Source organism: Methylosinus sp. shoA, from assembly GCF_059718125.1.
On sequence record NZ_AP046091.1, the window covers coordinates 4,163,817 to 4,183,194 of the forward strand.

Consider the following 19,378-nt stretch of genomic DNA (forward strand, 5'->3'; position numbering starts at 1 on the left):
CTACTCGCTATTCGTTCATCTCGGCGCCGGCGGCGTGCGCGACACGCCGCCCCTGCGGAACGCCTCGGGCCGATCCTTCTTCGGCACGCGGCCATTTTCCGAGGCGGCGTAGAGATGAAGGGACTGGACGAGGTCATCGACATCTTTTTCGGCGTCGAAATCGCCGAGCACAATGGTCCATTTCCCCGGGGAGGCCATGGCCAGCGTGCAGGGCCTGGTGCAGACGCCGAGACATTCGACGGTCTCGACCGAGATGATCTCCCGATCCTGCGGCGTGAGCCGCGCCTCGAGCCGCTCGACGAGCTGCTGGCCGGGACGCACCTCGGGCTCGTCCTTCTGACGGCAGACGGTGCAAATATAGACGGTCATTTTGTTCGGCATGAATCCCACCTCGAACGGGCGGCTCGGCCGGCCCTGAGCATCGAGGCGGTCTTACACGCAGATCGAGAACGGCTCAACGCGACGCCGCGGAGCGAACCAGAGAGGCGACGCGCTCGGCCCAGACGGACGCCGGCTCGCCCGCCGTCACGCGCATGGCGTAGGCCTCCGGCGGCGCGAACAGGCGGTTGGTGTCGGGAAAGCGCCCTTCGCTGATCCGGTCGACCCAGACGACCGTCGCCGCGCCGAAGGCCGCGCGCGTCTGCGGCGTCGGACAGACGAAATCGGCGATGGCGATCCCGCCCGCCTCGACGACCTTGTCGCAGAGCCAGCCCATGCGGCGGGCGTGCTCGATGCGGTCCTCGAGCGAGAAGCCCAGATCCTTGTTGAGATTGGCGCGAACCTCGTCGGCGTTGAACAGCACCGCGCGCAGCAAAGGCGCGAGCGCGCGGGCGAGAGTGGTCTTTCCGGCGCCGGGAAGGCCCATGATCAAAATTTTCCGATGAGCGTGGCCGGTCATTCTCACAGGATCGCCGCGGGAGGAGGATCGAGAGCGGAGAGCATTAGGCCAAATCCCGGCCCGCGCCAAATCCGCCCCGGCGTTGCCCGCGCCGGAACCGCCTCCGCTCCCCTCCATCGTTTCACGCGTCGGTCGTCTGGAGCGCCGGCGCCGGCGCGTCCGACGCGCGCTTCACCCGCGCCTTGCGCTTTTTCCACCAGATGTAGACGCCGGTGCCCGACAGCGTGGCGATGACGACGCCGAGGACCGAGACGAAGATGCGGTAGGGCAGGCCGAAGACATTGGCCGTGTGCAGCGCGGCGAGCCAGCTGGTGATCGTATTGCCGAGGCGCCGCCCGCTCGGCAGCTCGACGCGGAGGAACGCGCCCGTATAGGCGTCGAAAACGACGCTCGTCGCTCCATGTCTATCGCCGATGTCGAGCGACGAGCGCACGCGATATTGGAAGACGCCTTTCTCGCGCATCAGATAGAAGGCCTCGAGAGCCTCCACGGTGAAATCATGCGCGCGGGCCTGCTCCTCCGTCAGCCGGGCGCCGATCGCCTGCGCCTCCTCCCAGGCGAGCGACTGCTTGCCCGGCGCAGACTCGATCTCGAGCTCCTCGGCCCAGGCCGACTGCTCGTAATCGAACAAGAGGCTCATGGCGCGCGTGTAGAAGCCGTTCAAGTTCCAATAGACGCTGGACCAGGCGAAGATCAGCAGCGCGATCCACATCCACAGGCCGCTGGCGCGATGCAGATCGAAATTGATGCGGTAGAACGAACCGCGCAGCTTGACGAGCCAAGCCGGCTTCCAGCGCGAGAGCCAGCCGCGGGCGTTCGCGCGGCTCGGCAGCGGCAGGGTGAGATAGAAGCCGACGAAGCAGTCGATCGTCCAGGCGAGCGCGATCAAGCCGAGCACCCACGCGCCGATCGTGCCGGCCGCCAGCTGGTAATGCAGGCGGTAGACGAAAGGCATGATGGCGGCCGATGTCGTCGGCAGGTCGCCCCATTTGGTGCGGCCGAGCTCCGCTCCGGTGACGCGGTCGAGAACCAGATCGTCATAGTCGAGCGCCGGACCGCCCGGCCGCGGCTCGACGCCGATATGGGCGACGCCTTCCTCGCCGAGATAGGCGGTGTCGATGAGCGCGTCGGGCGCCAGCGCCTCGGCGCGCCGCATGAGCGTCGCCGGATCGAGCTCCACGCCCGGATGGCGGCCCGGATGCAGCTCCGGAGCGAGCCAGTGCTCGAGCTCGGGCAGAAAGGCGAGCAGGCTGCCGGTCAGTCCGACGATGATGAGAAAGCCCGCCATGGTCAAACCGACCCAGCGATGCAGCGATACAAAAAATCCGCGTGTCATGAATGGCCTCCACTTCCGCATCCCAGGCGAGCGCGGGGCGCGCGCATATGCCTCGATCCGCCGCGCCGCGCGCCTTCCGGGCCGTCCGCTCGGCCCGCCGCCTGTGCGGCCAGCGTATGACGCCGGTCACGAAAAGCAAAGACCGGACGAGGCGGCGACCGACGCCGATGCTCGGCCGGTCCAGCCGAACGCCTATCCCGAATGCAAGTGTCGACGTACGCGGTCCTCTAGAAGCGATAGATCACCGAGCCGATGACCGTGCGGCGCGGCCCCAGAAACAGAAGGCGGTCTGGCAGCCGCGATATCGGATGTCGGCGAGATTGCGCCCATTCACCTGGAGCCGCAGGCCTTCGAGGGCCGGATCGATCCGGGAGAGGTCGTATTGGAGATTGGCGTCGATATAGGTCGTCGGGCCGGCCTTGAAGGCCAGCGTGTTCGCATCGTCGCCGAACGTTCTGCTCGCATGACGCACGCCGAAGCCGGCGCCGAAACCCGCCATTACATGGCCGGGCTGGAACGCATAGCCGATCCACGCCTTGACCGTTGCGCGCGGAACGCCCGAAACTCTGTTGCCGCGAATATCGGATTGCGCGCCCGCGAATCTCAGGTCGAGATCGGCGTAGGCGAAAGACAGGTCCCAGCCCGGCCCGACGCTCGCGACGCCCTCGATCTCGAAGCCGCGCGAGCGCACCGCGCCCGTCTGCTCCTGAAAATTCGGATTGAAAGAGGCAGGCTGCAGAATGCCCGATTCCCGAATGTCGAACCATGACGCCGTGATCAGAGCGTTCCAGCCGGGCGGCTGGAATTTGACGCCGAATTCCTTCTGCTCGCTGCTCTGGGGCCGGAAGGCCGACCCATCCGGCCCCGTCCCCAGCAACGGAACGAAACCCGTCGCATAATTGGCGAAGGGCGCGACGCCGAACGGCCCGAGATAGACGCCGCCCACGCGCCAGGTGGAGGCCTTGTCGCTCTGCTGCGTCTGCGAAGAGGCGACGGGCGAGGTGAAGTCGCCGGCGTCCGAAGTATCCGTCTTCGTATGCACCCCAGTCCTGGCGCCCGCCCGCCGTCAGCACGACGGGGCCGAGCTTCGCCTGTTCCTGCACATAGATGGCGAGCTGCTCCTGCCTCTGCGCCACATTGTAGGAATAGGCGGGCGAAACGATTCCCACCGCCCCGTAGGACGGCTCGGGGTAGAGAAGCAGGTCCGGCACGAAATCGAAGCGGTAGCTGTATTTGTCGTCGTTCTGCGCATAGGTCCATTCGAGACCGGCTGCCGCCGTGTGCTCGACGAAGCCGGTCGAGAATTTTGCCTCGATCCGATTGTCGAGGCCGACCGTGTTCAAATGATCGACGACGCGCCCCGCTAGGCGACTCATGACTCCCGCCGCGAAGTCGACATCGAGCGGATCCACCCAGCGTCCGTCGGCGACCAGATTGACGTAGCGCGCATTCTGCTTGAACGTGACGCGCTCGTCGAACCTGTGCACGAATTCATAGCCGATGCGGCGTTGATTCTAATCGTAATTGGCGAAGTTCGGATCGCTCGTGTAGAAGCGTGAGAGCACGCCGTCGACATAGTTCTGATAGAAGAACGGCGCCGCGTCGGTGCGGTTGAACAGATATTCGCCGAAGACGGTCAGAGAGGTGGAATCGTCCGGGCGCCAGGCGGAAGGCCGGCGCGATGGCGTAGCGTTGATCCAGGCCGCTCGGCAGCCAGTCCTAGCCGTCGCGGAACACGCCGGTCAGCCGATAGGAGAAGACGCCCCGCTCGTCGATCGGACCGCCGAGATCGATATTGCCCTGGTAGCGATTCCATTCGCCGATCTGCAGCTGAACCTCGCGCAACGGCGTCAGCGTCGGCCGCTTGCTCTGAAGGTCGATGATGCCGCCGGGAGAGCTTATTCCATAGAGCGCGCCGCTCGGCCCCTTGATGACGGCGACCGATTCGAGACCATAGGGCTCGTGCCGGAAAATGCCGAAAGGCGCAGCCGGCTGACGCAGGCCGTCACGATAAAGTCCCGTGTAGGTCATGTCGAAACCGCGCAGCTTGAACACCTCGAAGCGCGGCTGATAGCCGAAATCGTCCGCGATCACCCCCGACGTATATTCGAGCGCCTGGGTGACGCTCTGGACATTGCGGTCGTCGAGTTGCTTGCGCGTCACCATCGAGATCGACTGCGGAATTTCGATGATCGGCGTCGCGGTCTTCGTTCCGGCCGTCGTCGCGAGCGGGACATATCCGTCGACGACCGTCGCGGCGTCGCGATCCGCGGATTTCGTCTTGTCCGCACGCGTGTCATGTCCGATGTCGATCGTCGGCAGGGCTTCCTGCGCATGCGCGCCAGATGCCGCGAGAAGGCCGACCACGATCGCCGACGCCGCAGAACGACAAGTCATCCGAACACGAATACGAACCATGATGCGAGCCCTCCCAAGTCTTGCCCACATCGTCATCCGACTCGTTTAAGCTTGATCGGCATCACCTGCAATAATACAAACGCCTTGTTGCAATACATCCAATTCTAGACAGGCGAGATGACGCCGTCCTGCTCGCCATGACGAGGCGCAGATGAACCCCTGTACGATCAAATCCTTTGGATTTCGTGTCGGATCATGCTCGCCGGTGGCGCGGCGCGGCGTCGCGACCGTCGAAAATTCGGGTCGGTTCAAATCTTCATCCGCTCTGGCCCCGTCTTCGCATGTCGCACCTCGTCCGAACCCGACGGCGCGACAAGAGCGGTGCGAGCCCGAAGGCTCGCTTTCGCAGCGAGGATGAGAAATGACCGAGGGGCAGGGATTTCGTAGGATCGACGTCGCCGCCGCGCGCGGCGTCCTGAGCGGCGGCGACACGCTCGTCCTCGACGTGCGCGACCCTGCGTCTTTCGCGCGCGGGCACATAGCCGGCGCCGAGAATGCGACACAGGACGATCTCTCTTATTATCTCTTCGAGACTCCCAAAGAGACGCCGGTGCTCGTCTGCTGCTATCATGGCAATTCGAGCCAAGCCTACGCGAAAATTTTCGCCGATATGGGCTTTTCGCAGGTCTACAGCCTCGACGGCGGCTATGAGGCCTGGGCGGCGGCCGAGCGCGCCGCCGCGTCGGCGCCCGCGCTCGGCGCGGCGCTGACCGCCTTCCTGGTCGAGAACGGCTTTCCGCCGGACGATGTGAACGCCAAAGACAAAACCGGGGCGACGCCGCTGATGGCGGCCGCGCGCCTCGCGCCGCCGCAACTCGTGAAGGAGCTCCTCGCCGCCGGCGCCGATCTCCATGCGGTCAACGCCGACGGCAATCAGGCGCTCTGGCTCGCCTGCGTCGGCGAGAGTGTGGAGAACATCCGCATCCTGATCGAAGCGGGAATCGACATCGGCCATGTCAATCTCACCGGCGCGACGGCGCTGATGTTCTCGGCCTCCTCCGGCCGCGCGAAGGCCGTCGCCGCTCTGCTCGCCGCGGGCGCCGATCCGCAGCAGGACACCGATCTCGGCCTCACGGCGCTCGACATGGCCGCGACCAAGGAATGCCTGGACCTGATGCGCGAGGCCGCGCGGCGCCGGAAAGCGCAGAGCTGACGGCTCCGCCGCGGATACTTGCGCTCTGGTCCCCACATTGCCATAAGAGCCGCCGGCCTCAACCCAGTCGGCGCTTCGCTCATGACCAGCTTTCCCCAACGCGTCTTCTCCGGCGTGCAATCCACCGGCAATCTGCACCTCGGCAATTATCTCGGCGCGATCGTGAAATTCGTCGAGCTGCAGCAGAGCTTCGATTGCCTCTATTGCGTCGTCGATCTGCACGCCATCACCGTGCCGCAGGACCCGCTGAAGCTGAAGGCCAACACGCGCGAGATCGCCGCCGCCTTCATCGCCTGCGGCATCGATCCGAAGAAGAACATCGTGTTCAATCAGAGCCAGGTGGCCGAGCACGCCGAGCTCGCCTGGGTGCTCAACTGCGTCGCCCGCATCGGCTGGCTCAACCGCATGACGCAGTTCAAGGACAAGGCCGGCAAGGATCGCGAGAACGCCTCCATGGGCCTGCTCGACTATCCGGTGCTGATGGCCGCCGATATTCTCATTTATCGCGCCACCCATGTGCCGGTCGGCGACGATCAGAAGCAGCATCTCGAGCTCTCCCGCGACATCGCGCAGAAGTTCAACAACGACTTTTTCGAATCGATCGCGCGCAACGGCTTCGGCGAGGCCTTCTTCCCGCTGCCCGAGCCGCTGATCTCCGGCCCGGCCACGCGGGTGATGAGCCTGCGCGACGGCGCGAAGAAAATGTCGAAGTCGGACGCTTCGGATTATTCGCGCATAAATCTCGCCGACGACGCCGATCAGATCGCGCAGAAGATCAGGAAGGCCAAGACCGATCCCGACGCTCTGCCGTCGGAGGAGAAAGGCCTCGAGGGACGGCCCGAGGCGGATAATCTCGTCGGCATTTTCGCGGCGCTGTCGCAGCGCGCCAAGGCCGATGTGCTGGGCGAATTCGGCGGCGCCAATTTCTCGACCTTCAAGAACGCCCTCGTCGATCTCGCGGTCACGAAGCTCTCGCCGATCACCGCCGAGATGCGCCGCCTCTCGGCCGACGAGGCCTATGTCGACGGCGTGCTGCGCGACGGCGCCGACCGGGCGCGAGAATTGGCGCGCGCCAATATGGACGCCGTAAAGGATATCGTCGGCTTCCTGCGCTGAGACGCGACGATGGCGATCACGCCCGACAGCCCGGCTGGACAAGCGAACAAGAGTCCCGACGCGCGTCTCCTTCTCCGGCTCTGCGGGAGAAGGCGGCCCCGCGAAGCGGGGTCGGACGAGGGCGTCGCGACATCGTCGCATCGGATCGAACGTCGACGATATCTGGCGAGATCGCCACTCTCACGCGAACCCGACCACCCTCATCCGATCCGGCTTCGCCGGGCCGCCTTCTCCCGCTCCGCGGGAGCAGGACGCGCCCCTACGATCAACATGGGGCTCGCAGCAGCGATCCTGCTCGCGATCGGCGAGCCGTGCTCGGCCGGCTGCGAGGTCATCCTCGCCGAGACCGACATTGCAGGCGTGCGGCTCGACGACGAGGCGAGCGCCGAGCGCGTTCTCGGCGCGCTCGACAAGCTTCCCCTGGCCGGCGACGATATGCCGACCCTGCTGCTCTTCAACCGCGAGAAGAACGAGATGGCTGTGCTCACGCAATATCCCGGCGCGGTGCGCGGCGCGTTCGGCGTGATCGAGGTGCGCTCCGCGGTCGGCGCCTCGCGGCGCCCCGGCAAGACGCTCGACGCCGAACATCTCGCGAGCGAGCGCGGCGTGCGGCTCGGCGTCTCGCAGGAGTTCGTCATCGATCTGCTCGGACTCTGCTTCACGCAGAAGAAGACCAAAGGCGGACGCATGACCATCCGCTACGAGACCGACGACCCGAACCATCCCTTTTTGAAGCGTGTCGGCATGCCGAATTATTTTGCGGAATATACCTTTCGCCACGATCGGCTCGTCGCCTTCCGCTACGGCTCCGACTATCCCTGAAGCGCCGCCGGCCGCGGCCCGCCGCAGGCCCAATCGATGAGCTCGATCGTATGGAGGATCGGAAGGGAGGTCCCCTGCCCGATCTGGATCATGCAGCCGAGATTGCCGGCGGCGACCGCTTCCGGCGCGAGCCCTTCGATATTGGCGACCTTGCGCACGCGCAATTGCGTCGAGAGCTCCGCCTGCAGCAGATTATAGGTTCCCGCCGATCCACAGCAGATATGGCCTTCGGGCACGGGAACGACGTCGAAGCCGGCGCGGCGCAACAGCTCCATCGGCAGATCCGTGATCTTCTGCCCGTGTTGCAGCGAGCACGCCGAATGATAGGCGATCCGCAGCGCGCCGACGTCGATCGCAGGCGCAAAGCCGAGATCGGCGACGACTTCCGTGACGTCGCGCGCCAATGACGCGACGCGCGCCGCCGGTTCGGCGAGCGGATCGTCGCGGAACAAGTGGCCGTAATCCTTCACGCTCGTCCCGCAGCCGGATGTGTCGACGACGATATGATCGAGTCCGCCCGTTTCGATCTCGCGCGTCCAGGCTTCGATGTTGCGGCGCGCGAGCGCGTGCGATTCGTCGACATGGCCGAGATGATGCGGCAGCGCGCCGCAACATCCGGCGCCCTCCGCCACGACGACCTCTGCGCCGAGCCGCGTGAGCAGGCGCACGGCCGATTCATTGATGCGCGTGTCGAGCACGGTTTGCGCGCAGCCACTGAGCAGAGCGACGCGCATCCGCCGCGGCGCGCCGGCGGAAAACACCTGCGGCCGATCGACCGGCGACGGCGCCGGAACGCGCGCCGGCGCCATTTCGACGAGAGCGGAGAGACGCTTCGGCAGAAAGCGCGCGAAGGGACGCGCGAGCGCGGCGGCGCGCAGCGATGAGCGGAACATCGCCGGCCGCGTGAGCGTGAAAGCGAGCGCGGCGCGCAGGAGACGATCGAAGAGCGGACGTGTGTAGGTCTTCTCGATATGCGCCCGCGCATGATCGACGAGATGCATGTAATGCACGCTCGATGGACAGGTCGTCATGCAGGAGAGGCAGGAGAGGCAGCGATCGATGTGCCGCACCGTGCGCGCGTCGGCCGGACGGTCGTTCTCCAGCATCTCCTTGATGAGATAAATGCGTCCGCGCGGACTGTCGAGCTCGTCGCCGGTCACGAGATAGGTCGGGCAGGTCGCGGTACAGAAGCCGCAATGCACGCAGGCGCGCAGAATCTTCTCCGATTGCGCCATGTCGGAATCGGCGAGGAGCTCGGGTGAGAAATGCGTCTGCATCGTCGCCGTCTCAAAATTCCGCGCGCATGCGGCCGCGCTCCAGAATATGGCGCGGATCGAACGCTTCTTTCACACGCCGCGTGAGCGCGGCGAGCGGCGCCGGCTGCGGATGAAACACTTCGACCGCGGCGCGCGTCGCGGCGTCGGCGCGAATGAGCGTGGCATGGCCGCCGAGCCGATCGACGATCATGCGAATGGCGCCCGCATGCGCGTCGGGCCCAGCCTCGAGCCGCAGCCAGACGAGGCCGCCGGCCCAATCATAGACATGCGCGAGCAGCGGCGCGCCCGCGCGCCGCAACGCCGCGACGAAAGCGAAACCGTCGGTGGGCGCGAGCGAGACGCGCCAGACGACTCCCTCCCCTTCCGCAATGGGCTCCGCGTCGCGCAGGCGCCGCCAGAAGGCGCGGCTTTGCTCCTCTTCCAGCGTGTCGACCGTAGCGAGCAGAGCGACGAGATCGTCGCGCCGCTTCGCCACGGAAATCCACGGTCCCTCGAGGCGCAGCGCGGCGACATTTTCGCTCGGGTCGAAGGCGAGGCTCGATGCTTCATAGGGCGAGCCCGACGCCTCGCGCAGCGCTGCGAGTCCCTTCTCCTCGCCGAGGCCGGCGAGCAGCAGCGTCTCTTCCGTCTCGGCCCGCGGCAGAACCTTCAGCGTCACCTCGGTCAGCGCGGCGAGAGTCCCATAGGAGCCGGCGACGAGCTTGGAGAGGTCATAGCCGGTGACGTTCTTCATCACGCGGCCGCCGGACTTCACGATCTCGCCGCGGCCGGTGACGCAGCGAAAGCCGAGCAGATGATCGCGCGCCGCGCCCGCCTTGATGCGGCGCGGCCCGGAGGCGTTGACGGCGACGACGCCGCCGATGGTGGCGTCATCGCGGGCGCCGCCGAGCAGCGCCGCGTGATCCATCGGCTCGAAGGCCAATTGCTGACGATGTGAATCGATGAGAGCGACGATTTCGCGCAATGGCGTGCCGGCGCGTGCGGTGAGCACCAGCTCATCGGGCTCGTAGAGCGTCACGCCCGAGAGCGCGGCGAGCGAGAGAATGCGCTCGCGCGGCGCCGCTCGACCGAGCGCGGCCTTGGAGCCATGCCCTTCGATCGCGAGAGGCGCATCCGCCGCGAGCGCGTCGCGGATCGCGTCGACGACATCGGATTCGTCTCGGGGGCTCAGCCGCATTTGGAAGGCTCGCGCCCCTTCTCCCGCTCGCGGGAGAAGGTGGCCCCGCGAAGCGGGGTCGGATGAGGGCTCCTTCCGCGACAGCGATCGATGTCGATTTTTCCCCTTGGACAAGTCCCGAGCGCCGACGAACCGCAGCGGCCCTCGTCCGACCCGGCTCCGCCGGGCCACCTTCTCCCGCGAGGGGGAGAAGGAGTTGCGCACGACGGGGATTGGAAATGAACGATCACCTCAAAACCTCGGCAGATCGGGAAAGGGCAGCCGCCCGCCCTGCACATGCATCGCGCCCAGCTCGGCGCAGCGATGCAGCGTCGGAAACACCTTTCCGGGATTGAGCCGGTGCTGCGGATCGAAGGCGCATTTGACGCGCTGCTGCTGCGCGAGATCGGTCTCGTCGAACATCTCGCCCATCAGATCGCGCTTCTCGACGCCGACGCCATGCTCGCCGGTGAGCACGCCGCCGACCTCGACGCAGAGCCGCAATATGTCGGCGCCGAGCCGCTCGGCCCGCTCTATGTCGCCCTCTTTCGACGCGTCATAGAGAATGAGCGGATGGAGATTGCCGTCGCCGGCATGGAACACATTGGCGACGCGCAGGCCGCAGGCCTTCGCCAGCTCGTCCATGCGCGTCAGCACGTCGGGCAGGCGGCGGCGCGGAATCGTGCCGTCCATGCAGAGATAATCGGGACCGATACGGCTCACCGCCGGAAACGCGTTCTTGCGCCCGGCCCAGAAGCGCAGCCGCTCCGCCTCGCTCTGCGAGACGCGAATCTCCGTCGCTCCTTCCGCTTTCGCGATCGCCTCCACCTGCGCGACCAGATGATCGACCTCGGCGGGCGTTCCGTCGAGCTCGACGATCACGATGGCGCCGGCGTCCTGCGGATAGCCGCAGGGCTGGAAATCCTCGACCGCGCGAAGGGTCGCCTGGTCCATCATCTCGAGCCCGCCGGGAATGATCCCGCGCGCGATGATCGCGCCGACGCAGCGCGCGCCGGCCTCGACCGTCGGAAACGGCAGCAGCAGGCCGCGCGCGGCTTGCGGCTTCTGCAGCAGCCGCACGGTGACCTCGGTCACGACGCCGAGCAGTCCTTCGGAGCCGGTCATCAGCCCCAGGAGGTCATACATCTCGCTGTCGAGATGCTTGCCGCCGAGCCGCACGATCTCGCCGCCCATCAGCACGATCTCGAGGCCCAGGATGTTGTTCGTCGTGAGGCCGTATTTCAGGCAATGCACGCCGCCGGCGTTCTCGCCGACATTGCCGCCGATCGTGCAGGCGATCTGCGAGGAGGGATCGGGCGCGTAATAGAAGCCGGCGTGCTCCACGGCGCGGGTAATGGCGAGATTCTGCACGCCCGGCTGCACGCGGGCGCAACGGTTCTCGAAATCGATCTCGAGAATGCGATCGAATTTCGACATTCCGAGCAGAATGCCGTCTTCGAGCGGCAGCGCGCCGCCCGAGAGCGAGGTGCCGGCGCCGCGCGGCACGACCTTGACATTCATCTCGGCCGCGAGCGCCATGATGCGCGAAACCTGCTCGACCGTCTCGGGCAGAGCCACGACGAGCGGCAGCGTCCGATACATGGCCAGGGCGTCGCATTCATAGGCCCGCCGGGCCGTCTCGTCGGCGACGACGCTCGCCGGCGGCAGGATCGCGCGCAGCCGCGCGACGATCTCGTCGCGGCGCGAGAGGATCGCGGGCTCCGGCGGCGGCATTGTGAGTGGCATGGGGTCTCGCTCGAGGACGCGCTCGGCGCGGTGGCCGGCTTGCCGCGCCGGCCGTTTCATGGTCCTCCCTATGCGAGCCGGCGCGGGCGTGCAAGCCTCGCCGTGGAGCCCGATCCACACGGGCGAGGAGCGGACGCCATGCAGACCAAATTCACGCTCACTCTCGCCGACGCCAGGCGGATCGCCGACGCCGCCGAGGCGGAGGCCCGCAGGAACGGCTGGAACGTGGTCGTCGCCATCGTCGACGACGGCGGCCATCTCGTCCTTCTGCAACGTCTCGACGGGACGCAGGCCGCCTCGAGCGAGATCGCGACGGCCAAGGCGCGAACGGCCGCGCTGTTCAAACGGCCGACCAAGGCGCTCGAGGAGGTCGTCGCCTCCGGCCGCACGGCCATGCTGAGCCTTCCCGGGATCACGCCCGTCGAAGGCGGCGCGCCCATCCTCTATCGCGGAGAGGTGGTCGGCGCGATCGGCGTCTCCGGCGTGCAATCCTTCCAGGACGGCATTATCGCCGCCGCCGGCGCCGCCGTCGCGGAAGACGGCTGAAGGCGGTGGGGCCCGTCCTTCGAGCCGCCCGCCGCGCCGGAGGGGCCGGACATCGCACGGCCGCGGGACGGACTCCGAGCCGCCGTATCCGCGCCCTATTCGAAGCCGGTTCCGCCGAGCGCGACGCAAGCGGCGGCGACGCGCTGCGGATCGCAGTCTTCCGCGTCCGCGAAAGCGAGCAGCAGCGATTCGTCGGCGCAGACATGCTCGAGCAGCGCGCGCAGAAAGCCGTCGTCGCCCGCGAGCGCGCGAATCTCGCCCGGATCCGCGCCGGTGAGCGCCAGGAAGCGCTCCATGCGTTCCGCGTCCTGCGACAAAAAAATCAACGACTGCAAAGCCATGGATCGCGCATCGGCAATCGAGGGGCGCATCGCCCGCTTTTCGCCACCTCCGCGGTGTGTAGTCTTTCCGATTTTCATTTCATCAATCTTCCTCTGCTAACCAGAAGACGATCTCGTCTTCGAGCCGTTCCGCCCGCATATGCTGCGGCGGCGGGGGCCGAGGAAGACGCGTCCGAGGCGGCCTCGCGCCGGCGGAAGACGCGACATGAAGAAGAGCCGAGAGTCGAGCGCCCATGCAGAAGACCGTCCTCATCGTCGAGGATAACGAACTCAATATGAAGCTCTTCAACGATCTTCTCGAAGCGAATGGGCATGCGACCCTGCAGACGAAGAGCGGCGTGGAGGCGATCGCGCTCGCGCGCCGCCATTCTCCGGATCTGATCCTGATGGACATCCAGCTGCCGGAGGTGTCCGGCCTCGAGGTGACGCGCTGGCTCAAGGACGACGAGGAGCTGCGCTCCATTCCGATCATCGCCATCACCGCCTTCGCGATGAAGGGCGACGAGGAGAAGATTCGCCAGGGCGGCTGCGAGGCCTATCTCTCCAAACCCATTTCTGTGGCGCGTTTTCTCGAGACCGTGAACGCATTTCTCGCGGATAGATGAGAGGCCCTCGGCCATGACCGCACGCATTCTGATCGTCGACGACCTCGCCCCCAACATCAAATTGCTGGAGGCCCGTCTCACGGCCGAATATTTCGACGTGCTCTCCGCGACCAACGGGCCGGACGCGCTGCGATTGTGCCGCGAGGACCGGTGCGACATCGTGCTGCTCGACGTGATGATGCCGGGCATGGACGGCTTCGAGGTGTGCAGCCGGCTCAAGGCCGATCCGGCGACGGCGCATCTGCCGGTGATCATGGTGACGGCGCTCGACCAGCCGGCCGATCGCGTCCGCGGGCTCGAGGCCGGCGCCGACGACTTTCTGACCAAGCCCGTCGACGAGGTGGCCCTGCTCGCCCGCGTGCGCTCGCTCGCGCGCCTCAAGATGATGCTCGACGAATTGCGCGCCCGCGCCGTGACCTCCGCGAGCCTCGGCCTCGTCGAGTTGACCCGCTCGTCCTTCGACGCCGGCGAGAACGGCCGCATCCTGCTCATCGAGGATCGCGCCGGTTCGGCGGAGCGCATCGTCTCCGCTCTGCGCGGACTGCATGATGTGACCATCGAGGCCAATCCGCAGGAAGCCTTGTTCCGCGCGGCGGAAGGCGGCTTCGACATGGCGGCGATCAGCCTCGACCTCGCCGATTTCGACGCTCTGCGTCTCGCGAGCCAGATGCGCTCGCTCGAACGCACGCGCGCCCTGCCCATCCTGATCATCGCCGATCTGGACGATCGCACGCGCATTCTTCGCAGTCTCGATCTCGGCGTCAACGACTATATCGTCCGCCCGGTCGACCCCAATGAGCTGATCGCGCGCGTGCGCAGCCAGCTGCGCCGCAAGCGCTACGCCGACAGCCTGCGCTCCGACGTGCAGGCGGCGATCGAACTCGCCGCCGTCGATCCGCTCACCGGCCTCAACAACCGGCGCTATCTCGAGACGCATCTCGCCTCGCTCCTCGATCATGCCGCGCATCAGGGCCGGGCGCTGACGCTGATGATCCTCGACATCGATCATTTCAAGGCGGTCAACGACACTTACGGTCACGACGCGGGCGACGAGGTGCTGAAGAACTTCGCCCGTCGCATGCGCCGCGTGGTGCGCAGCGCCGATCTCATCTGCCGGCTCGGGGGCGAGGAATTCGTCATCGTGATGCCGGACACGCCGCTCGCCATCGCCACCCGCGTCGCCGAGCGCGTGCGCGCCACTATCCAGTCCGAGCCTTTTTCCATCGACGCCGCCGGCCGCGCCATTCCGGTGACCGCCTCCATCGGCATCGCCGAGCGCGGCCGGGAGGCCAATCCCGACGCGCTGCTGCGCCGCGCCGACAAGGCGCTCTACGAATCGAAGAGCGCCGGCCGCAATCGGGTGACCGCCGCGGCGGCGTGAAGGGAAGCAGCGAGTAGTGAGTAGAGTTCTACTGCGTCAAAAGAAGCCGCGACTACAGGGCGGCGTCATTGCGAGGAGCGAGCGGAGCGAAGCAATGACGAGTAGGCAGCCGTGAGTGGGGAACTCCTGTCGCCTACCGCCTAACGAAACGCCCGTCGCCTCCCCCTCCCCCAAACGTCCTAGACAAAAAAACCTGCCCGAGAGACGCTCGGGCAGGGAGAGTTGGGAGCCCCACTCGGAGGAGAGCATCCGAGTGAAGAGGAGACGCCGCGGCCCGGAGGCCGCCGCGGATGCCTGGAAAGCCGAGACGAGCTCTCGAGGAAGAGCGCCGGCGGGCGTGAGAGGGCAGGAAGGAGCCATCACCGGCGCGCCATCGAGGAGCGAAGCGCTCTGACGAGAAGCCTCGGATACATGACGCTCACCGCGTCATAGATCGCTTTGGTTCGGGGAAAGTCGCATGCGACCGGCCCGCGCTCGTCAAAGAAAGGTCAGACGAGATTCGCGGGAGGCGCGCGTGGCGATAAAGGCCGCAATTCCGGTGTGGCGCCGGCAACGTCTCTGCGGAATTCGGACCAGTGCGTCGTGACCGGACGCTCCCGCCGCAGCACGGTGACGGTGGCGGCGGCGCCGTCGATCTCGATCGCCGAGCTGCAGTGAATGACGCAGCAGGGACACACGTGCCGCCGCTCGACCGGAGAAGAGCCCGAGGGGCCGTCGCCGCCGTCCGACGTGACGCAGGCCACTCCGAGCGGCCCGTCGGCGACGCTCGCCATCGCCGAGCCGACGAAGCCGAGAGACAGCGTCTGCAGAACGAGGAGGAACGCCGCGACCACATTCACGGCCGCTCGTCCGATGCTCGTCTGTCTCTGGGCTGCTGCTCTCACGTCCGCACACTCTGAGCTACAGGGGCACGCTATGAGAGGGGGGCGGAAGGGTCAAGAGCCGCCGGGCGACGATCATGCGGCAAGTTGTCGCGCGATCTTATCGATATCCCTCTTCCGCCAGCACCTGCCGCACCGCCGGCCGCGTCTTCATCAGCTCGTAATGGGCGCGGCAATGAGCGGGCAGCTCCATGCCGATCTTGTCCGCCCAGAATTCGACATAGAACAGACCGGCGTCGGCGATCGAGAAGCTCCCGGCCACATAGGATTGTCCATCGAGCTCGCGATTCACCTTGTCGAAGGCCTCGGCGACGATCTCGCGCCCCTGCGCCTTGGTCGCCTCGATGGCGCCCGCCGCCGCGTAGCGCTCCGGCGTGAAGACGCGGCGGAAACCCTCGCCATGGATGTAGCGGGTCGCGAAGGCGAGCGCGTCCAGCGCACGGCTCTTGGCTTCCGGGTCCTCCGGCAGCAGCTTGCGGCGCGGATATGTCTCGGCGAGCCATGTCGCGATGGCGACAAAATCGGTGAGCGCGACGCCGTCGTCGCGCACCAGCGTCGGAATCGTGCCATGCGGATTGATGGCGAGATATTCCGGCTTCAGATGGTCGCCGCGCGGCAGATTGAGCACATAGGCCTCGAAGACGAGGCCGATCTCCTCGAGCAGGATGTGGATGCCCGTCGAGCAGGACCCCGGCGTCATATAGAATTTCATCGCGCGCCTCCCGGCGGCGCGAAGCAAGCCCTGCGCCAAGACAGGGCTCACGCCTTCGTGGTCTTCAGCCCATAGGTCAAAAAGCGCTCGATCTCGCGGGCGATCTCCTCCTCGGCCAGGATCGCCGGCTCGCCGGCGAGGCGCGCGAGATAATAGACCCGCGCCAGAGTCTCGAGCTCCACCGCGCGCCACATCGCGCGATCGAGGCTGTCGGCGGTGACGATCATCCCGTGATTGCCGAGCAGCACGCCATGCGCGCGGCCGATGCCCGCAACGGCGAGGTCGGAGAGCGCCTGCGTGCCGAAAGGGGCGTAATCCGTGCAGCGGATGCGCGAGGTCCCGAACACGCCGATCATATAATGCACGGCGGGAATGTCGCGCCGCAGCGCGGCGAGAACGGTCGCATAGGTCGAATGCGTGTGCACGACCGCATTCACATCCTCTCGCGCGCGCAGAATGTCGCGGTGCATGCGCCATTCGCTCGACGGCGCGATTTCGCCCTCATAGCGGCCGTCGTCGAGGAAAACCAGCGGGATCATGTCCGGCGTCAGCGCGTCATAGGGAACACCGCTCGGCGTGATCCGCATCGCCGCGCCTTCGCGAATCGACAGATTGCCCGAGGTTCCCTGATTGATGCCGAGCGCGTTCATCTCCCGCGCCGCGGCGATGAGCGCTGCGCGATCATCCGATCCGGCCACCCTCGCCTCCTCCTTTGCGCGCCTCTTGCCGAGGCGCTCGCGAGCCCCTACATCCGCAGGACTCTTTTCAGGCCGAGGCTCGGATGACTCTGGAACAAGATACGAAGCCGGCGGGCTGGCATGCGACCACCATCGTCCTGGTGAAAAAGGGCGGCAGAACGGTCATCGCCGGCGACGGACAAGTGAGCCTCGGACAAACGATCGTCAAGGCCAATGCGAAGAAGGTGCGCCGCCTCGGCAAGGGCGATGTGATCGCCGGTTTCGCGGGCGCCACGGCCGACGCCTTCACTCTGTTCGAGCGGCTCGAGGGCAAGCTCGAGCAATATCCGGGACAATTGACCAGGGCTTGCGTCGAGCTCGCCAAGGACTGGCGCATGGACCGCTATCTGCGCCGGCTCGAGGCGATGATGCTGGTCGCCGACCGCGAGGTGGGCCTGACCCTCACCGGCGCCGGCGACGTGCTGGAGCCGCAGGCGTTCGAGCACGGCGCCGTGGCGGCGATCGGCTCGGGCGGCAATTACGCGCTCGCCGCGGCGCGCGCGCTCATCGATACGCCGCTCGAGGCCGAGCCGATCGCGCGCCGCGCGATGGAGATCGCCGCGGAAATCTGCGTCTACACCAACACCAACATCGTGGTCGAAACGATCTGATCGCGCCCGCCGCCCGAGGACTTTGAACATGGCCGATTTTTCGCCGCGCGAGATCGTCTCCGAGCTCGACCGCTACATCGTCGGGCAGAAGGACGCCAAGCGCGCCGTCGCCATCGCTCTGCGCAACCGCTGGCGGCGCCTGCGGCTCGAAGGGCCGATGCGCGAGGAGGTTCTGCCGAAGAACATATTGATGATCGGTCCGACCGGCTGCGGCAAGACCGAGATCGCGCGCCGACTCGCCCGGCTCGCCAACGCTCCCTTTCTGAAGGTGGAGGCGACCAAATTCACCGAGGTCGGCTATGTCGGCCGCGACGTCGAGCAGATCGTGCGCGACCTCGTCGAGGTGGCGATCCTGCTGGTGAAGGACAAGCGCCGCAAGGGCGTCGAGGCCAAGGCGCAGCTCGCCGCCGAGGAGCGCGTGCTCGACGCCCTCGTCGGCCCCGCCGCTTCGCCCGCGACGCGCGATTCCTTCCGCAGGAAGCTGCGCGCCGGCGAGCTGGACGAGAAAGAGATCGAGATCGAGATCACGCAGTCGGGGCCGCAGGTTCCGATGTTCGAACTGCCGAACATGCCGGGCGCGAGCGTCTCGGCCTTTTCGATCGGCGACATTTTCGGCAAGGCGTTTCAGGGTCGCGCCAAGCGCCGCAAGATGCAGGTGAAGGACGCCCATGCGCCGCTGATGGCCGAGGAGAGCGAAAAGCTCATCGACCAGGAGGAGAGCGTGCGCGAGGCGATCGCCGAGGTCGAGAACAACGGCATCGTCTTCATCGACGAGATGGACAAGATCTGCGCGCGCGAAGGACGGGGCGGAGCGGATGTCTCGCGCGAGGGCGTGCAGCGCGATCTGCTGCCGCTGATCGAGGGCACGACGGTCGCGACCAAGCACGGACCGGTGAAAACGGACCATGTGCTGTTCATCGCCTCGGGCGCCTTTCATGTGGCCAAGCCCTCGGACCTGCTGCCGGAGCTGCAGGGCCGGCTGCCGATCCGGGTGGAGCTCGCCTCGCTCGACGAGGAGGACTTCCGCCGCATCCTCACCGAGACCGAGGCCTGCCTGACGAAGCAATATGTGGCGCTGATGGCGACCGAGGGGGTCATGCTCGAATTCTCGCCCTCGGCGGTGGACGCCATCGCCCGGGTCGCGGTGCAGGTGAACTCCTCGGTCGAAAACATCGGCGCGCGTCGCCTGCAGACGGTGATGGAGCGGGTGCTGGACGATGTGAGCTTCTCGGCGTCCGACCGCGCCGGCGAGACGGTGACGATCGACGGCGACTATGTGGAGAAGCACATCGGCGATCTGGCCAAGAACAGGGATTTGAGCCGTTTCATCCTGTGAGCCGAGATGAGGCCGACGACGGGCTTGCGGCGCGCGTCGGGCTGAACTATACAGCCGACGCGCCGGCGGCGACGAGTCGCCGGAACGCCCCGCCCTTTCCCGAGAGGGCGGCGAAAGAACAGTGGGGCCATAGCTCAGTTGGGAGAGCGCTTCAATGGCATTGAAGAGGTCGTCGGTTCGATTCCGTCTGGCTCCACCAAAGCAATCAAACGGTTAGATCTCGATTTTCGGACGAAGACGGCGACGAAAATCGCCGAGCCGGCGGATACTGGCGGCATGTCGGCTTTTCCGCCGAGCCGCCTACAG

The 19,378-nt window shown here is 66.5% G+C and carries 20 protein-coding genes, 1 tRNA gene and 1 pseudogene; 9 read left to right on the forward strand and 13 right to left on the reverse strand.

Annotated elements, in window-relative coordinates:
- Window positions 1-15 precede the first annotated feature (15 nt).
- The 6 genes and pseudogenes from AC6IW9_RS19485 to AC6IW9_RS19510 all read right to left on the reverse strand — a co-directional run bounded on the left by AC6IW9_RS19485 (window position 16) and on the right by AC6IW9_RS19510 (window position 4,652).
- Complete coding sequence (locus AC6IW9_RS19485) at window positions 16-381, reverse strand: DUF1636 family protein (RefSeq protein WP_497766400.1); 366 nt, start codon at window positions 379-381, stop codon at window positions 16-18.
- 73 nt (window positions 382-454) lie between these two features.
- Window positions 455-898 (reverse strand): adenylyl-sulfate kinase, encoded by a 444-nt coding sequence (locus tag AC6IW9_RS19490; RefSeq protein WP_497766403.1) that lies wholly within the window; start codon window positions 896-898, stop codon window positions 455-457.
- Between the two features lie 121 nt (window positions 899-1,019).
- Complete coding sequence (locus AC6IW9_RS19495; protein WP_497766406.1) at window positions 1,020-2,234, reverse strand: PepSY-associated TM helix domain-containing protein; 1,215 nt, start codon at window positions 2,232-2,234, stop codon at window positions 1,020-1,022.
- Between the two features lie 241 nt (window positions 2,235-2,475).
- Window positions 2,476-3,276, reverse strand: a complete 801-nt coding sequence (locus tag AC6IW9_RS19500; protein ID WP_497766409.1) for a TonB-dependent siderophore receptor — start codon at window positions 3,274-3,276, stop codon at window positions 2,476-2,478.
- Between the two features lie 49 nt (window positions 3,277-3,325).
- Window positions 3,326-3,721: pseudogene (locus AC6IW9_RS19505) on the reverse strand (TonB-dependent siderophore receptor); the annotation flags it as partial.
- Between the two features lie 232 nt (window positions 3,722-3,953).
- Window positions 3,954-4,652, reverse strand: coding sequence for a TonB-dependent receptor plug domain-containing protein (locus tag AC6IW9_RS19510; RefSeq protein ID WP_497766412.1), 699 nt, complete (start codon window positions 4,650-4,652; stop codon window positions 3,954-3,956).
- A gap of 361 nt (window positions 4,653-5,013) precedes the next feature.
- On the opposite strand from AC6IW9_RS19510, the gene AC6IW9_RS19515 reads away from it, so the two are divergent.
- The 3 genes from AC6IW9_RS19515 to AC6IW9_RS19525 all read left to right on the forward strand — a co-directional run bounded on the left by AC6IW9_RS19515 (window position 5,014) and on the right by AC6IW9_RS19525 (window position 7,743).
- Window positions 5,014-5,805 (forward strand): ankyrin repeat domain-containing protein, encoded by a 792-nt coding sequence (locus tag AC6IW9_RS19515; protein ID WP_497766416.1) that lies wholly within the window; start codon window positions 5,014-5,016, stop codon window positions 5,803-5,805.
- 81 nt (window positions 5,806-5,886) lie between these two features.
- Window positions 5,887-6,921 (forward strand): tryptophan--tRNA ligase, encoded by a 1,035-nt coding sequence (gene trpS, locus AC6IW9_RS19520; RefSeq protein WP_497766419.1) that lies wholly within the window; start codon window positions 5,887-5,889, stop codon window positions 6,919-6,921.
- Between the two features lie 270 nt (window positions 6,922-7,191).
- Window positions 7,192-7,743: a hypothetical protein gene (locus tag AC6IW9_RS19525; protein WP_497766422.1), complete on the forward strand. Its 552-nt coding sequence runs from the start codon at window positions 7,192-7,194 to the stop codon at window positions 7,741-7,743.
- Here AC6IW9_RS19525 and glcF read toward each other — a convergent pair.
- The 3 genes from glcF to AC6IW9_RS19540 form a co-directional block, all read right to left on the reverse strand.
- Window positions 7,734-9,020, reverse strand: coding sequence for a glycolate oxidase subunit GlcF (gene glcF / locus AC6IW9_RS19530; protein WP_497766425.1), 1,287 nt, complete (start codon window positions 9,018-9,020; stop codon window positions 7,734-7,736). The two genes, AC6IW9_RS19525 and glcF, sit on opposite strands and share 10 nt — an antisense overlap.
- Window positions 9,021-9,030: 10 nt before the next feature.
- Window positions 9,031-10,197 (reverse strand): glycolate oxidase subunit GlcE, encoded by a 1,167-nt coding sequence (gene glcE / locus AC6IW9_RS19535; protein WP_497766428.1) that lies wholly within the window; start codon window positions 10,195-10,197, stop codon window positions 9,031-9,033.
- Between the two features lie 231 nt (window positions 10,198-10,428).
- On the reverse strand, window positions 10,429-11,922 hold the full coding sequence (locus tag AC6IW9_RS19540) for an FAD-linked oxidase C-terminal domain-containing protein (protein WP_497766431.1): 1,494 nt from the start codon (window positions 11,920-11,922) through the stop codon (window positions 10,429-10,431).
- Window positions 11,923-12,060: 138 nt separating this feature from the next.
- On the opposite strand from AC6IW9_RS19540, the gene AC6IW9_RS19545 reads away from it, so the two are divergent.
- Window positions 12,061-12,468, forward strand: coding sequence for a GlcG/HbpS family heme-binding protein (locus AC6IW9_RS19545; RefSeq protein ID WP_497766434.1), 408 nt, complete (start codon window positions 12,061-12,063; stop codon window positions 12,466-12,468).
- Window positions 12,469-12,563: 95 nt separating this feature from the next.
- On the opposite strand, the gene AC6IW9_RS19550 is transcribed toward AC6IW9_RS19545, so the two are convergent.
- Window positions 12,564-12,809 carry a DUF3572 family protein gene (locus AC6IW9_RS19550; protein WP_497766437.1) on the reverse strand — a complete coding sequence of 82 codons (246 nt, stop codon included), beginning with the start codon at window positions 12,807-12,809 and terminating at the stop codon, window positions 12,564-12,566.
- Between the two features lie 233 nt (window positions 12,810-13,042).
- On the opposite strand from AC6IW9_RS19550, the gene AC6IW9_RS19555 reads away from it, so the two are divergent.
- Complete coding sequence (locus AC6IW9_RS19555; RefSeq protein WP_003613091.1) at window positions 13,043-13,414, forward strand: response regulator; 372 nt, start codon at window positions 13,043-13,045, stop codon at window positions 13,412-13,414.
- 13 nt (window positions 13,415-13,427) lie between these two features.
- Window positions 13,428-14,795, forward strand: coding sequence for a PleD family two-component system response regulator (locus tag AC6IW9_RS19560; RefSeq protein WP_497766442.1), 1,368 nt, complete (start codon window positions 13,428-13,430; stop codon window positions 14,793-14,795).
- Between the two features lie 488 nt (window positions 14,796-15,283).
- Here AC6IW9_RS19560 and AC6IW9_RS19565 read toward each other — a convergent pair whose 3' ends face one another.
- The 3 genes from AC6IW9_RS19565 to AC6IW9_RS19575 form a co-directional block, all read right to left on the reverse strand.
- The gene (locus AC6IW9_RS19565) at window positions 15,284-15,634 is read right to left on the reverse strand and encodes a hypothetical protein (protein ID WP_497766445.1); all 351 of its coding nucleotides are present in this window, start codon (window positions 15,632-15,634) and stop codon (window positions 15,284-15,286) included.
- Window positions 15,635-15,776: 142 nt separating this feature from the next.
- Window positions 15,777-16,388: a glutathione S-transferase family protein gene (locus AC6IW9_RS19570; protein WP_497766449.1), complete on the reverse strand. Its 612-nt coding sequence runs from the start codon at window positions 16,386-16,388 to the stop codon at window positions 15,777-15,779.
- Between the two features lie 47 nt (window positions 16,389-16,435).
- The gene (locus AC6IW9_RS19575; protein WP_497766452.1) at window positions 16,436-17,086 is read right to left on the reverse strand and encodes a class II aldolase/adducin family protein; all 651 of its coding nucleotides are present in this window, start codon (window positions 17,084-17,086) and stop codon (window positions 16,436-16,438) included.
- Between the two features lie 83 nt (window positions 17,087-17,169).
- On the opposite strand from AC6IW9_RS19575, the gene hslV reads away from it, so the two are divergent.
- The 3 genes from hslV to AC6IW9_RS19590 all read left to right on the forward strand — a co-directional run bounded on the left by hslV (window position 17,170) and on the right by AC6IW9_RS19590 (window position 19,271).
- The gene (gene hslV, locus AC6IW9_RS19580; RefSeq protein WP_497766455.1) at window positions 17,170-17,736 is read left to right on the forward strand and encodes an ATP-dependent protease subunit HslV; all 567 of its coding nucleotides are present in this window, start codon (window positions 17,170-17,172) and stop codon (window positions 17,734-17,736) included.
- Window positions 17,737-17,764: 28 nt separating this feature from the next.
- A complete protein-coding gene (hslU, locus tag AC6IW9_RS19585) occupies window positions 17,765-19,072 on the forward strand; it encodes an ATP-dependent protease ATPase subunit HslU (protein WP_497766461.1) in 1,308 nt (435 codons plus the stop codon).
- Between the two features lie 123 nt (window positions 19,073-19,195).
- Window positions 19,196-19,271: transfer RNA gene (locus AC6IW9_RS19590), tRNA-Ala, on the forward strand.
- The last annotated feature ends 107 nt before the right edge of the window (window positions 19,272-19,378 follow it).

Bases quoted from the DNA above. Each gene is read 5' to 3' on its own strand.
- AC6IW9_RS19485 (WP_497766400.1), bottom strand. From the start codon at position 381: ATGCCGAACAAAATGACCGTCTATATTTGCACCGTCTGCCGTCAGAAG.
- AC6IW9_RS19490 (WP_497766403.1), bottom strand. From the start codon at position 898: ATGACCGGCCACGCTCATCGGAAAATTTTGATCATGGGCCTTCCCGGC.
- AC6IW9_RS19495 (WP_497766406.1), bottom strand. From the start codon at position 2,234: ATGACACGCGGATTTTTTGTATCGCTGCATCGCTGGGTCGGTTTGACC.
- AC6IW9_RS19510 (WP_497766412.1), bottom strand. From the start codon at position 4,652: ATGGTTCGTATTCGTGTTCGGATGACTTGTCGTTCTGCGGCGTCGGCG.
- AC6IW9_RS19515 (WP_497766416.1), top strand. From the start codon at position 5,014: ATGACCGAGGGGCAGGGATTTCGTAGGATCGACGTCGCCGCCGCGCGC.
- trpS (WP_497766419.1), top strand. From the start codon at position 5,887: ATGACCAGCTTTCCCCAACGCGTCTTCTCCGGCGTGCAATCCACCGGC.
- AC6IW9_RS19525 (WP_497766422.1), top strand. From the start codon at position 7,192: ATGGGGCTCGCAGCAGCGATCCTGCTCGCGATCGGCGAGCCGTGCTCG.
- glcF (WP_497766425.1), bottom strand. From the start codon at position 9,020: ATGCAGACGCATTTCTCACCCGAGCTCCTCGCCGATTCCGACATGGCG.
- glcE (WP_497766428.1), bottom strand. From the start codon at position 10,197: ATGCGGCTGAGCCCCCGAGACGAATCCGATGTCGTCGACGCGATCCGC.
- AC6IW9_RS19540 (WP_497766431.1), bottom strand. From the start codon at position 11,922: ATGCCACTCACAATGCCGCCGCCGGAGCCCGCGATCCTCTCGCGCCGC.
- AC6IW9_RS19545 (WP_497766434.1), top strand. From the start codon at position 12,061: ATGCAGACCAAATTCACGCTCACTCTCGCCGACGCCAGGCGGATCGCC.
- AC6IW9_RS19550 (WP_497766437.1), bottom strand. From the start codon at position 12,809: ATGGCTTTGCAGTCGTTGATTTTTTTGTCGCAGGACGCGGAACGCATG.
- AC6IW9_RS19555 (WP_003613091.1), top strand. From the start codon at position 13,043: ATGCAGAAGACCGTCCTCATCGTCGAGGATAACGAACTCAATATGAAG.
- AC6IW9_RS19560 (WP_497766442.1), top strand. From the start codon at position 13,428: ATGACCGCACGCATTCTGATCGTCGACGACCTCGCCCCCAACATCAAA.
- AC6IW9_RS19570 (WP_497766449.1), bottom strand. From the start codon at position 16,388: ATGAAATTCTATATGACGCCGGGGTCCTGCTCGACGGGCATCCACATC.
- hslV (WP_497766455.1), top strand. From the start codon at position 17,170: ATGACTCTGGAACAAGATACGAAGCCGGCGGGCTGGCATGCGACCACC.
- hslU (WP_497766461.1), top strand. From the start codon at position 17,765: ATGGCCGATTTTTCGCCGCGCGAGATCGTCTCCGAGCTCGACCGCTAC.